Source organism: Bacillus sp. FSL M8-0166 (assembly GCF_038008825.1).
GTDB lineage: Bacteria > Bacillota > Bacilli > Bacillales > Bacillaceae > Bacillus > Bacillus safensis.
In genome coordinates this window covers 1,915,019-1,928,257 of sequence record NZ_JBBOZZ010000001.1, presented here as the reverse complement: position 1 = coordinate 1,928,257, position 13,239 = coordinate 1,915,019, and the positions used below count along the sequence as shown (strand labels likewise).

Below are 13,239 nucleotides of genomic sequence, written 5' to 3'. Positions count from 1 at the left end.
CCTTTACATGAAGATACCTGCAAAAAGGACAGCCTTTTTGCAGGAAGTCATACGTTAATCCTCTTTTTTAGGCGCAGCGATCACAGGATGTTTTTCAGTATCAAGCAGTTTTAAGAAATCTTCGCCTTGATCTAAATGATCAAGAACAAGCTGTTTCGGTGTGACCGCAAGCCACTGATTGAGTGAAATGTCTGCATAATGATCGCTCTTAAAGATTTCTAAGAAATAGAGCGGTTCGTCGCCTGTATTTTCTACATAATGCCCCATCGCAAATGGGACATATCCAACGTCTCCCGCCTGATAGTTGAAGGTTCTCGCATGTCCATCAGAAGCAAAGACCGTCATTCGTGCTTTTCCAGAAATGAAATATTGCCATTCATCCGTATTTGGATGCCAGTGCAGCTCACGGATGGCACCTGGGTCAACTTTCACAAGAGCGGATGCAATCGTTTTGGACGCTTTGAAATTGGTAGAGTCCGCAATCCACACTTGTCCGCCGCTTGACGTAATCGGCTCCTGTTTTAACAGCTCATATTTAAAGGAATTAGGGACTTCTCCTTGCTCTGTTTTCACCTTGTCACATTCAAGGGAACCAGGAATTCCTTTTTGGAAAATATACTTTTCTTTCTCTGGCAGCTTGTCAAACTGCTCTTTTGTCATACCGAAGTTCTTGAGCACGACTTCCTCTGGCGTATGGGCAAGCCAATCGGTTACTTGGAACGTACTATTTTCAGAGAAAGACCCATCATCAAACACAAGCAAGAATTCAGCTCCCGGTTCAAGTGCTTGGATAGAGTGCGGCAGGCCAGAAGGGAAGTACCACAAATCACCCTCAGTCACATCCTCTGTAAAATTGCGCCCCTCTGCATCAACCGATGTAATCCGGGCTTCCCCATAAATCATGTACGCCCATTCTGCTTCCTTATGCCAGTGAAGCTCACGAATCGCACCAGGCTTTAGCCGCATATTCACAGATGCAAGACTTTTAGAGATCGGCAGTTCGCGGACTGTTACCTCGCGGGCGTAGCCGCCTTTTTCTAAACGATTGTGTGTATCAGAAAAAGAATATTTCAGATTGGAGACCGTTCCATGATCGGTTTCAGGCGGCGTGAGCATATCTGGATTTTGTCTGTCCCGCTCGAGATTACGTGGAATTTTGACCGTTGCTCCTTTTTCTCCTCGAATCGGCTGTGGTATTCCTTTTTGCTTTTCACTCATGATAAAATCCCCTTTCAACATCGTATTGTGTGAGGTGACAAAAGGCCTTTCATTTCGCCCTCGTTTTCATAAGGTGAAACGAATCAAGCAGATGTCAATCTGATTCATCATTTTTTTGAGCAGCGACTAATCGTTGGATGAGCTTGCTTAATTCATCAAACTTTCGTTCAAAGCGTGTCAGCAAGTACACCGTCAAAATGGCAGGGAAGCCCGCCTGACCGAGCTGCTTCAGCCATTCCTCTGAAAAAAAGGTCTCCATTTGTCTCACCTCCCAGCGGATGCTCGTCTTCTATATAAGTGGTATGAAAGAAGAAAAAGGAAAGTAGAGGGGGATAAAATGAACCATTAGACCCGTTTCACAAAGTTTACTTTTTTTAACTTTTGTCCACTTAATGCTAGTAGAGGGAACAAAGGGGAGGATGCACATGGATTATCGGCTGTTATTGAAAGCAAAATGGAAAGAAATCATTGATCACCCGCTCATTCAGCAGTTTTTAAGCAACCCGAAAAACGAGCAGCTGCTCCGCCAAGTCATGGAAGAGCCAAACGAGGAAAATGCCAAAAAACTAGATTCCGAGTTCAAACAGTTCTATCAGAAAATCCGCATCATCAAGTATATCTCCACAATGATACGCATCTTTTCAGTCGACTTTGACAAACGAGTAAAAAAGAAACAGCAGCGTTTTCCGCTCATACTCGATCATCCTGATACGCAAGAAGTGAAAGACCCTGTTCAAACAGATACGTATGAAGCTGTGCTCTTCAACCAGCAAGACCTAGGGGAGCATCTGCAAGACCAAACATTGTACAAGGCCTACCAGCAGCTAACAGACAAACAAAAAATGGTCCTAACCCAAATCTATGTCGAAGGCCAAACGATGAAAGAAATAGCTGATCAGTTCGGCGAAACAAGACAAAACATCTCAAACATTCACAAAAAAGCACTCAACAAACTAAAAGAAGAAACAGGGGGAGATGTCCGTGCACGAAGACAAAATGACCAATGGAGAAATGGAAGAACTCATTGAAACCTTCACACCCATGATCAAAAAGAAACTACAAAACACGGCATATCAAGAAAGAGAAGACCTCGAACAAGAACTCTATATCAAACTCATCGAAAAAGTAGACCGGCTGATTTACCAAGAAGGACCTGGCTTTTGGGAGTTTATTGTGGAATATATGACGAAGTTGTAAGAGAGGCTCTTGGTGCGAATGTGAGGTGAACATAAAATCCCCGGGACATTCGCACCTTTTTATTCGACAAAAATGAGGAAAAATGTATATTTTATGAAGGGGAAAACAAAATTCTATATTGAAATTTGTGGATTTTGACTATTATTTCCTAAAAAATGTTACAATTAGGGCGGAAATCGCAGTCGCACTCTATATGAGTGCGTGGATTGAAATTGCCCTGGGGTTCGCTCATGCTGAGCGTATCATCATGTCGCACTCTATATGAGTGCGTGGATTGAAATTCCCTCTTTTCGATATTCAAAATTATCATTTCGGTCGCACTCTATATGAGTGCGTGGATTGAAATACCCTAGTGATATAAACAACACCTCAGACGCTAGTGTCGCACTCTATATGAGTGCGTGGATTGAAATATCCTCAGGCATACCGTCTTCCAAGTCCTCGGAGTCGCACTCTATATGAGTGCGTGGATTGAAATATAGAAAGAGTAATTTTTAGCGATATGTGGCTTTGTCGCACTCTATATGAGTGCGTGGATTGAAATATGGTATCTCGCTCCACGCTAAACCATGGGATAACGTCGCACTCTACATGAGTGCGTGGATTGAAATTTTTCAATTGCGATTAAAAAGGGATGGAAAGAAGAGGTCGCACTCTACATGAGTGCTTAGCTTTTCTTGATTTTAATAAGAGAAAACAAAAGCATTTATTTTTGATCGAAAATTATTAGTGGAGTAACTATACAGATTAAAGTTTGCTTTTATTGGAATATTTGGAAAATAGTAGTCTTTTTAGTTAATAAAGAAAATTGAAGAGAATAAAATTAACTAGAATAGCTCTCCTCGGATATGTTAGAAGAACATTAAATCAAGATTAATGAATTAAAAACTTGGTGCGAATGTGAGGTGAACATAAAATCCCCGGGGCATTCGCACCTTTTTATTCGACAAAATTGAGAAAAAATGTATATTTATGAAGAAGAAAACAAAATTCTATATTGAAATTTGAGGATTTTGCCTATCATTCCTAAAAAATGTTACAATTAGGGCGGAAATCGCAGTCGCAGTCGCACTCTATATGAGTGCGTGGATTGAAATTTCACTGGCAAGCGTAGATAATTCCTCATCTACAGTCGCACTCTATATGAGTGCGTGGATTGAAATAATCTGATAAAGTAACGCACAGCCCTAGCAATATTGTCGCACTCTATATGAGTGTGTGTGTGGCCATGATCAGGTGCTTCTATGTGTCGCACTTTACATGAGTGTATGGATTTAGGTAGCTTGAAAGAAATGTTGACAGTTGCGCTTAATTTAGGTGTAAAAAACATGACTCTTGCTCAGTAGTCATGTTTTTAAATGAATTCAAACCTGTTGATGAAATAATGAATAAGTATCTTTAGAGCAATTAAATAGGATTAAGAAAAATTCGGTGCGAATGTGAGGTGAACATAAAATCCCCAGGACATTCGCACCTTTTTATTCGACAAAAATGAGAAAAAATGTATATTATTTAGAGGTGAAAACAAAATTCTATATAGAAACTTGAGGGTTTTGACTATGATTCTCTAAAAAATGTTATAATTAGGGCGGTAATCGCAGTCGCACTCTACATGAGTGTGTGGATTGAAATACGAAAAAGCTTTTAACACTTGTCCACATTCCCGGTCGCACTCTACATGAGTGTGTGGATTGAAATAAATTATGCCTGCCACCCTAAAATAGAAGTTTTGGTCGCACTCTACATGAGTGTGTGGATTGAAATATGCAGTGACCTCCTGAATGTATGATGAATTGTTGTCGCACCCATATATGAGGTGCGCATGGTTTTCAATGATTGTGTCTTAAACGGTTATGTCTACCTTAAAGATCATCTTCTTACAACACCCTCTTTCAGATACAAAAGCCATCAAAATAGACTGTTCATTTGTATAGTGAAAACATGACTTTTTGCAGTCATGTTTTTTTCTTCTTTTTTTCCTGAATACACCTTAAAAAATCTCAAAATAAGTCGAAATGAAAAGTAGTTATTTAGATTCAAATTTTATCCATTCGCAATGAATGATGAAGGAGGAATTGGTTTGGGTGAAACGGAGCGAACCGGTAAAGTGGAGCAGCTGATCTTAGAGAATTATCAAAGATTAAACAGCATGATATCAGAAGAAGTGGACTTTGCTTCTAATCATGGCGGACTGACAGGAGATTCTAGAGAAGTGATGTGGCTGGAGTTTTTTCGGAAAATCATTCCTAAAAAATATTCATTAGCACAAGGTGTCATCATTATTGACTCAGAAGGAAATCATTCTAACGAAGTCGATATTGCCGTATTTGATGAGCAGTATACGCCGTATGTGTTCCAACACAATTCGTTGAAGTTTATACCGATTGAGGCGGTTGCGGTTGCTATTGAATGTAAAAGCTCTAATTTGAAAGAAAAAGGTTTAGAAGAATGGTCTGAAAAAATAAAACAGCTAACACCAAAAACAACAGGAATTGCTAGAATGGCTACAGGTTACTTCACAAGTGAAAGTAACACACAAAAGAGGACGCGTCCTTTACTCATTTTAGCAAGTAACTTTAAAAGAGAAGGAGACCAAACAATTTCAAGTAAAGCAGCTAAATTAGCGGCGTCCTTTGATTTCATGCTCATGAAAAAAAGCAATGAATTTCAATTAAAAGTACCTAATGAACATGAACATCTAAGATGGTGGTCAAACGAATTAAATTGTTTCAAACAAGAAAAACGATCTAAGGAAGAAGAAAAATTTTTAGATGAAAACAAACTCAGCGATTTACGTATTGATGGATACGATCTGTTGACGCTAAACTTCCAATTAAATCAATTGCTAATGCTCATTAACAATCCCATGTTTTTCCCCCACTATGCATATGCCAAGCTGTTTCAGAAACAGATAACAAAGTGAAGAAAGGAGAGCGACATGACAAGGGAATCTAGTAAACCCAAAACCAATTGGCATGATGTGAAACATGCGATTGACACGAAAATCCATGAAGACCAAAGACTTTTTAAAGAGCCGCTCACTATTCATTTAGTTACGCCAATGTTTGGGGGAGGGCCCAAATCAAACTCAATTGATCAAGACAGACCGATTCGAGAAAGTGCGATTCGTGGACATCTTCGTTTCTGGTGGCGTGCAACTCGAGGAGCTGTTTGCAAGAATGCAAATGAATTATCTAAAAGAGAAGCAGAGATATTTGGTCATACAGAACAAGCGAGCCAGATTCAAGTGGTAACGCATTATGAAAAAGACGAAGTGAAAAGAAATTCAAAAGTATTTTTTAAAAAGAAAAATCATCCTTTTCCACGGTATGTTCTTTCAAATATGAAAGATGAAACACCATACCTCATGAAGGCGCAATTTTCTTTAAATATCCGGTTATCTAAAAAAACAACCCAATATGAGTTAATCAAAAAAGAAGTTGAAGCGGCCTTGTGGGCTTGGATCAACTTTGGTGGACTTGGGTCAAGAACGAGACGTGGATGTGGCAGTTTATATTGCAAGCAATTTTCACCATACAACAAGAGGACAAAAAGCCAATTGGAAAAATGGTTTGAGCAAAAACTTTTAGAATATGACATCCAATTGCCAGCATCAAGTCGAGAATGGCCGACGCTTAGTCGTGAATTCAAAGTACAGGCATTCCCATCATCTATGATCTCAAGCTGGCGATCCGTCATTCAGACATATGAAACATTTCGAAGAAGATCAAATCCGACCAAAAAAATGGGGCGGAGTTGTTGGCCGGAAGCAGATACTATTCGTCTTTTAACAGGTAAGGCTAAATCAGGTCATGACATCCCTTATCCAAAAGATAAACCATTTGAATATCAAGCATTTCCTAAAGCTCAATTTGGTTTGCCTATTCAGTTCCGATTTGCTCCTAAAGATAAGGGGAAAGACCCAGATCCTACAACGCTCCTACCTAAAGGAAAGGATCGTTTGGCTTCACCACTCATCTTAAAACCGTTAGCTATTAATCAAAAGGAATCAGTGGGCATGGTGATGGTGCTGCAGCAACCAAAGATCGAAGCGTTATCGCTTTTAGGGTACGGAAAGCCTTTGTCTGATGTGACAGATGAACAAAGTATCTACCCAACAGCCACCTACTCAAAAAACCCATTACAAGACGAGAGTGGCCGTACGCACTCATCGGCGATTCAAGCCTTTTTACATAGCAAGGAGGTGCAAACATTTTGTCAGAAGGATTACAAAAACAAACATTGATGCTATTTTCTATAGGGCCCGTTCAAGAATTTATTGCGCAAGCAAGGCGGACGCGTGATTTATGGTTTGGCTCTTTTCTTCTATCTGAATTAAGTAAAGCAGGTGCGAAGAAATTTCAGGAACTGGGTGGAACGCTTATTTTCCCTGTGTTCAACGAATCCTCTGCAGAACCAAACAACGCACCAAATAAAATATTGGGGGAAATCTCACACGAACAACCTTCATCCATTGCAAGACAAGTGAAAAAAGCAATATATGACAAATGGAAGGAATACGCAGACTTTGTAAGAGAGATTGTGGATCCTTATATTCAAATAGGCACATGGAATCGACAAGTAGATGATTTAATAGAATTTTATGCTGTATGGACTGAGATGCAAACTCAAGAGGAAGCGGCAAATGCGTCTGCAAGTCCATATCATTTGGCTCTTCAAGAAGTCGAAGGTTTAATGGCGGCACGGAAGACGTTAAGAGATTTTAAACAAAATGAACCAGGGGCGTTATTCGGTGAACCAAAATCATCACTTGATGGTGGACGAGAGTCTGTTTTCCAAAAGCAAAAAACACCACAGCAAGTGGCGCAACTTGCGCAATGGGGAATTGGTGAACATGAATCATTAGATGCGATTTCAGTGATCAAACGATTGTCCTTACATAAGCATCCGAGTATGACATTTCCATCTGTATGTGATAAAGCTTTTGCTCCCTATCAAAACATGTTGCTAAAAAATGAACAGATGAAGAAAGTAGCCACACAATATGTGAGAGCTGTAGAAACGTATTTTGAGAATATGAATCTGACAGTAGCCCCTATTGATTTGAGTGAGGCATCGCTTTTTTATGAAAGAAGAATAGAAGATTATCTTGAACAACGTGGACTTGTCGGGAACACACGAACAGAAGCGAAAAATGATATCACACAGCTGCTCCAAAAATATTTCAAAGGTGAATACAGCAAGCATCACGGCCAGCCGATCAAACCACCAGCACCTTCACCTTACTATGCCTTTCTCATGGCGGATGGAGATAAGATGGGCAGCCAACTGCGAAATATACAGCATGTAGAAAGTCATATTGCATTTTCTAAAACGCTCTCAACTTTTGCTTCAAAGGCAAGTGAGATTATTTCCAAATGTGAAGGTACATTGATTTATGGTGGTGGAGATGATGTCATGGCTTATGTACCGGTGCACCAATGCTTAGAAGCAGCTGGGAAATTACAAAGTGAATTTGTTTCAACGATGAAGGCTCATCAACATAGTGAAATACCTCCTTCGATTTCAATTGGCATCGCCATCGTTCATATGCTTGAGCCTCTTGAAGAAGTAAGAAGCATGGCACGTCAGGCTGAACAATATGCGAAACAAGAGCGGAATTCATTAGCGATTCATTTCCAAAAGCGAGGCGGAGGAGACACAATGAATATCTCAGTCTCATTTCAAATAGATCCAGTGGCCTCTATCCAAGAGATGACGACGTGGTTAAAACAGTCTTATTTCACATCTGGCTTTGCATATGGCTTACGAGAGTTGTATCAAACATACGAACAGTCTTCTTTTAGAAAACAGCCGGAAATTTTAGATGAACTCATTCCACTAGAGATAAGACGTCTTGCATTCAAAAAGAAAACGGAAGCAAAAACAGAGCAAGAAACGAAAGAGTGGATCGACAAATTGATTGCGAAGTATATACCAAAGAAGAATACATTAGAAGAATTACATACAATCGCTGAATGTATGATCATTACTCTTCAACTAGAGGAGGTAAGTGGACATGCCTGAAAGATGGTTTCACATTCAACCGCTTGATCCGCTGCTTATTCGTGATGCACGCCCATTTCAAAGTGTACCGGGTATACGGGCGCGTTCACTAAACGATGTTCCGCCAAGTGTGGTCGCAGGAACACTTCGTACAGCTCTAGCAAAGAAACGACAATCAATAAAACACACGACGCCACTTTCTTATTATTCAAAATCTCTTGTGCGAGGTCCTTTATATCGCTGGCATGATCATTTATATGTGCCAATGCCTAATGACCTTGAGTTATTCGATGATGAGTATGGGATGAATCAATTGAGACCAAAGCCAATGATGTCGGAAGGACAGGGCTTTTTTGGTACAGGAAAAACAGGCCGTTTTAGTGAGGCATTATGGCCGCCAATTGGAGCTGGTGCTCGTAAAAAAATGAAATCGCCGCCTGCTTTTGTATCACTAAAGTGGATGGTGAACTGGCTGACAGACGCAGTGGATGAGAGTCATGTGAAGGAAGCCTTGACTGAATACCAACACATGCAGAAGGAAAATCATTCTTTCAAAAAGGAAACACCACCGGCATTTATTCCAGCATTACAGCGTCAGGAACGAACACAAATTGAGGTGGAGACTGGCAGTAAAAAGGCAAAAGATCAGCATCTATTTTCAACAGAATCACTCTTATTCCCAGATGACTTTAAACTGGAGGCGGGAATAGAGTTATCTACTGAAGAGTCAGAAGAATTAAAGCCTTTCTCAAGTCTTCACCCAATCGGTGGTGAAAGGCGGCTGGCTCATATAGAAGACCGGCCACATGTATACCAACAAGATTGGACATGTCCAGATATGATTAAAGAATCGCTTAAGAACAAGCCGTATGTTCGCATGATATTGGCGACACCTGCTTATTTCAGTAAAGGATGGCAGCCCGGCTGGCTGGATGAACAGCTCATGTCAAAACCACTATTTGATACAAATGTACGACTCAAATTGGTTTGGGCATCTGTTCCACATTGGCAGCCTATCTCTGGATGGAGCTTAGCAAATAAAGACAAAGGGCGTGAAAAAGCAATACGCCGCTTAGTCCCCGCAGGTAGTGTTTACTTCTTTACAGTAGAAGAAGGAGATCCAGCAGAACTGGCCGAAAAAATGTGGCTTCAATCAGTATCTGATCGTAACCGGCGCAAAGAAGCGTTTGATCGTGAAGATGGCTGCGGGTTAGCACTTTGGGGAACATGGAAACCGAATGAATAAGAGGAGTGAGATGATGGAAGCAAGCCGTTGGTTTTGGATACATTGTTTATCCCCCCTTCATATTGGAGCGGGTGAAGGAGTTGGCGTGATTGATATGCCCATTCAACGAGAAAAAGTAACAGAATGGCCGATTATACCTGGAAGCAGTATCAAAGGCGTGCAGCGTGAACATTATCGCGTGAAAGGACAAGACACATTCGTACAAAAAGTATTTGGTACACAAGGAGATCAAGATGGAAGTGCAGGAGCAGTCGTCATGACAGATGGCCGGTTATTTTCATTCCCGGTGGCGAGTAGATACGGTACATTTGGATATGTGGCAAGTCCCCTCATATTGAAAAGATTAGCCCGCGATGCAAAAGCATTAGGCGTATCGCTGGATATCCCTGATCTCATAGAAGAATCAAGCACGCTAGTCACCATGAATTCTAAATTAGTAGAGAATGACGAATTATATCTAGGTGAATTCCAAGGGGCTGCGAAAAAATCTCAACAACTAACCGATTTTGCTAAAAAGATGGCCAAACTTTTATTCGACGATAAACAATCACAAACTCTTTGGATAGAACGATTTGTGATTGTAAGTGATGACGTTTTTCAATACATTGTCACCATGAATTCTGAAGTGACACCTCGTATTAGAATTGATCATGAAACCCAAACAGTTAGTAAAGGTGCTCTCTGGTATGAAGAGTATGTACCAGCAGAAGCCATATTTTATGGACTCATGTGGTGTGATCGTGTCGATGGAAGCAATGATTTATCTGTTAGACACCAACTGTTAAATCAACTAGAAAAACAGATGTATCTTCAATTAGGTGGAAACACAAACGTAGGTAAAGGAAGAGTATCCTGGCGTATGACAGGAGGGGAGGGATCATGAAACTCATTCAACATCATTATGCTGAAAAAGCGTATCAACATGTGATGAATGCCAAAACGAATGAGGAGAATTTCTCAAATCAATATGGACAACTCTGTCACAGATTCGCCTCAATGATCTTAACAAATGGATTAAGGCTCACCATTACATTTTTTGAAGCAAAATCAAAAAAAGGAAATGCTTATCAACAATTCGTTCAGGATATAAAAGAAACACTAGATATACAAGGGGATTGGTCAGCTTCCAATCGAGATTACTTAATCAAATCAAGACAAGCATTAAGTGCATCTGTTTGGTTAAAAAGATATGCAGAATCTATTTTAAAGGTGGAACAAGGGGCGGAAAATGTGGAGGACATCCAATGAATCTGTCATTAACCTTAAACAAAAGCAAATGGGAGATTGATGGTTCTACATTGTCGGACATCGTAAAGGACAGTTCGAAGAAGCAGTCATTTTATGAAAATGTGATTAGTTTACATCAAGAACAGTGGAAAAAAAACAATCACTTGTTGTATGAAAAATTTGTGGAGCGATATTATGCCGATACGAACCCCACATGCCTAGTCAAATCCATATCGCCGTTAGTCATTGGACATGGAGGAGAGGGTGTACTTGAAACGGGATTATTATTACACCCGATATACGGCGTTCCTTATTTACCAGGAACAGCATTAAAAGGCGTAGCCTCTCATTATGCCCACTCTGTATTAGGTGAAAACTTTCCAGAACTAAAACAAGGTGGTAGTGATTACAACACATTGTTTGGAACAAACGAACATGCTGGCATCATCGAATTTCATGATGCGCTCATGATGCCTGAGACAGTAAAGGGAGCATTTAAAGTAGATGTGATGACACCACATCATTCAGACTACAACAGCGTCAAGCTAGATAAGATGAATCAAGGGGGAAGTGTTCCAGCCCCTCGAGACGATGACTCACCAACACCGATTCATTTCTTAACGGTGGTCAACGGCCGCTTTCAACTTCTATTGAAAACAAAAAAGAATCTACCAGAAGAATCGGAATGGCTCGAACTCGCCAAAACCATCTTACTAGGCGCTTTAGAACACGAAGGAATCGGTGCTAAAACAAATGCAGGTTATGGAAGACTTAAAATGGACGACGTCATTTCATAAGACTAAGTGCGAATGTGAGGTGAACATAAAATCCCTGGAACATTCGCACCTATTCATTCCAAAAAATGAGAAAAAATGTATATTTTTCAGGAGTGAAAACAAAGTTCTATATAGAAACTTAAGGGTTTTGACGATCATTCCCTAAAAAATGTTATAATTAGGGCGAAAATCGCAGTCGCACTCTACATGAGTGCGTGGATTGAAATCAATGATTTCTAACCCATTATCCGTAATCATCCTGTCGCACTCTACATGAGTGCTTGGGTTGAAATTAGCCGATGGTTCAGCTTGATGTTTTTTTCAAATCGCACTTTATATGAGTATGAGGAGTAAAATTCTTATCAGAAGGTAGCTTGAGAGATATATTGACAATTGCGCTTGATATAGGTGTGAAAAACATAACTCTGTCTTAGCCATTTTATTAATGAATTCAAAGCTGTTGATGAAACAGCGAAATAAGTATGACTATCATCAGTAATAGTTTTTAATTAAATAGGATTAAGAAAGATTCGGTGCGAATGTGAGGTGAACATAAAATCCTTGGAACATTCGCACCGTTTCATTCGACAAAAATGAGAAAAAATGTATATTTTTTAGGGGTGAAAACTTAATTTCTATATAGAAACTTAAGGGTTTTGACGATCATTCCCTAAAAAATGTTATAATTAGGGCGAAAATCGCAGTCGCACTCTACATGAGTGCGTGGATTGAAATGTTATCGGCACAATGTCTTGATCTATAAGAGACTGTCGCACTCTATATGAGTGTGTGGATTGAAATATACGTGCTTTGTACGCCCTCTATATCTTCCGCTAGTTGCACTCTATATGAGTGCGTGGATTGAAATGATACTTTGATAGATTCATTTTGTACGTTGTTATGTCGCACTCTACATGAGTGCGTGGATTAATAATTGCGAAAACATAACTCTGCCTCCTGCCTCAGTAGTCATGAATCTAATTGAATTCAATTGTTGCTGAAATATAAAGAAGTATGATTAACAAGTTTCAATAGATTTCATACTAAGAAAAAGTCGGTGCGAATGTGAGGTGAACATAAAATCCCTGGAACATTCGCACCTATTCATTCGGCAAAAATGAGAAAAAATGTATATTTTTTAAGAGTGAAAACAAAATTCTATATAGAAACTTGTGGGTTTTGACGATCATTCCCTAAAAAATGTTATAATTAGGGCGGAAATCGCAGTCGCACTCTATATGAGTGCGTGGATTGAAATATACTCTCCTTGCCGAATAAGCACCACCTTACGCTATGTCGCACTCTACATGAGTACGTGGATTGAAATATAAGTAATTGGAACATGGTTAACACATCCTTCTGTCGCACTCTACATGAGTGCGTGGATTGAATAACATAGACGTATTGCTCTCTAGTTCCATATTGAGTCGCACTCTATATGAGTGCGTGGATTGAAATATCATATCTTCAACCGAATTACGCAGCGTCATCAATCGCACCCTCCATGAGTGCATAGATCACAATTTCTGCAAATTATATAAAGTCAAATACCTATCCATTTCAAAATCT

At 39.9% G+C, this 13,239-nt stretch carries 11 protein-coding genes and 1 CRISPR repeat array; of the genes, 9 read left to right on the top strand and 2 right to left on the bottom strand.

The features are described from left to right. Positions 1–54 precede the first annotated feature (54 nt). Positions 55–1,218, bottom strand: a complete 1,164-nt coding sequence (locus tag NSS92_RS10225; RefSeq protein WP_340867662.1) for an oxalate decarboxylase family bicupin — start codon at positions 1,216–1,218, stop codon at positions 55–57. A 94-nt stretch (positions 1,219–1,312) separates the two neighbouring features. Further along, entirely contained in the window at positions 1,313–1,477 is a 165-nt protein-coding gene (locus tag NSS92_RS10220; protein ID WP_073204399.1) for a YvrJ family protein, read from the bottom strand. A 166-nt stretch (positions 1,478–1,643) separates the two neighbouring features. Here NSS92_RS10220 and NSS92_RS10215 point away from each other — a divergent pair, with 166 nt between their 5' ends. The 9 genes from NSS92_RS10215 (at position 1,644) to cmr6 (ending at position 11,691) form a co-directional block, all read left to right on the top strand. Continuing rightward, positions 1,644–2,246: a sigma-70 family RNA polymerase sigma factor gene (locus NSS92_RS10215; protein WP_149125850.1), complete on the top strand. Its 603-nt coding sequence runs from the start codon at positions 1,644–1,646 to the stop codon at positions 2,244–2,246. Further along, positions 2,194–2,415 (top strand): sigma-O factor regulator RsoA, encoded by a 222-nt coding sequence (gene rsoA, locus NSS92_RS10210; RefSeq protein WP_039177285.1) that lies wholly within the window; start codon positions 2,194–2,196, stop codon positions 2,413–2,415. Before NSS92_RS10215 ends, rsoA begins: the two co-directional genes overlap by 53 nt. A 181-nt stretch (positions 2,416–2,596) precedes the next feature. Beyond that, positions 2,597–3,028: a CRISPR direct-repeat array (repeat unit 34 nt; unit sequence GTCGCACTCTATATGAGTGCGTGGATTGAAATAT). Between the two features lie 1,467 nt (positions 3,029–4,495). After that, positions 4,496–5,338, top strand: coding sequence for a DUF6602 domain-containing protein (locus NSS92_RS10205; protein ID WP_197198050.1), 843 nt, complete (start codon positions 4,496–4,498; stop codon positions 5,336–5,338). Between the two features lie 15 nt (positions 5,339–5,353). Next, complete coding sequence (gene cmr1 / locus NSS92_RS10200; RefSeq protein ID WP_340867652.1) at positions 5,354–6,661, top strand: type III-B CRISPR module RAMP protein Cmr1; 1,308 nt, start codon at positions 5,354–5,356, stop codon at positions 6,659–6,661. Next, positions 6,631–8,442 (top strand): type III-B CRISPR-associated protein Cas10/Cmr2, encoded by a 1,812-nt coding sequence (gene cas10 / locus NSS92_RS10195; protein ID WP_340867649.1) that lies wholly within the window; start codon positions 6,631–6,633, stop codon positions 8,440–8,442. Before cmr1 ends, cas10 begins: the two co-directional genes overlap by 31 nt. Beyond that, positions 8,435–9,667, top strand: a complete 1,233-nt coding sequence (gene cmr3, locus NSS92_RS10190; RefSeq protein WP_340867647.1) for a type III-B CRISPR module-associated protein Cmr3 — start codon at positions 8,435–8,437, stop codon at positions 9,665–9,667. The genes cas10 and cmr3 overlap by 8 nt, the downstream gene beginning before the upstream one ends. Before the next feature lie 10 nt (positions 9,668–9,677). Next, positions 9,678–10,550: a type III-B CRISPR module RAMP protein Cmr4 gene (gene cmr4 / locus NSS92_RS10185; RefSeq protein WP_340867645.1), complete on the top strand. Its 873-nt coding sequence runs from the start codon at positions 9,678–9,680 to the stop codon at positions 10,548–10,550. After that, positions 10,547–10,915, top strand: coding sequence for a type III-B CRISPR module-associated protein Cmr5 (cmr5, locus tag NSS92_RS10180; protein ID WP_041090765.1), 369 nt, complete (start codon positions 10,547–10,549; stop codon positions 10,913–10,915). The genes cmr4 and cmr5 overlap by 4 nt, the downstream gene beginning before the upstream one ends. Further along, positions 10,912–11,691 (top strand): type III-B CRISPR module RAMP protein Cmr6, encoded by a 780-nt coding sequence (gene cmr6, locus NSS92_RS10175; protein WP_340867640.1) that lies wholly within the window; start codon positions 10,912–10,914, stop codon positions 11,689–11,691. The genes cmr5 and cmr6 overlap by 4 nt, the downstream gene beginning before the upstream one ends. Positions 11,692–13,239 lie beyond the last annotated feature (1,548 nt).

Bases quoted from the DNA above. Each gene is read 5' to 3' on its own strand.
- NSS92_RS10225 (WP_340867662.1), bottom strand. From the start codon at position 1,218: ATGAGTGAAAAGCAAAAAGGAATACCACAGCCGATTCGAGGAGAAAAA.
- NSS92_RS10220 (WP_073204399.1), bottom strand. From the start codon at position 1,477: ATGGAGACCTTTTTTTCAGAGGAATGGCTGAAGCAGCTCGGTCAGGCG.
- NSS92_RS10215 (WP_149125850.1), top strand. From the start codon at position 1,644: ATGGATTATCGGCTGTTATTGAAAGCAAAATGGAAAGAAATCATTGAT.
- rsoA (WP_039177285.1), top strand. From the start codon at position 2,194: ATGTCCGTGCACGAAGACAAAATGACCAATGGAGAAATGGAAGAACTC.
- cmr1 (WP_340867652.1), top strand. From the start codon at position 5,354: ATGACAAGGGAATCTAGTAAACCCAAAACCAATTGGCATGATGTGAAA.
- cmr3 (WP_340867647.1), top strand. From the start codon at position 8,435: ATGCCTGAAAGATGGTTTCACATTCAACCGCTTGATCCGCTGCTTATT.
- cmr4 (WP_340867645.1), top strand. From the start codon at position 9,678: ATGATGGAAGCAAGCCGTTGGTTTTGGATACATTGTTTATCCCCCCTT.
- cmr5 (WP_041090765.1), top strand. From the start codon at position 10,547: ATGAAACTCATTCAACATCATTATGCTGAAAAAGCGTATCAACATGTG.
- cmr6 (WP_340867640.1), top strand. From the start codon at position 10,912: ATGAATCTGTCATTAACCTTAAACAAAAGCAAATGGGAGATTGATGGT.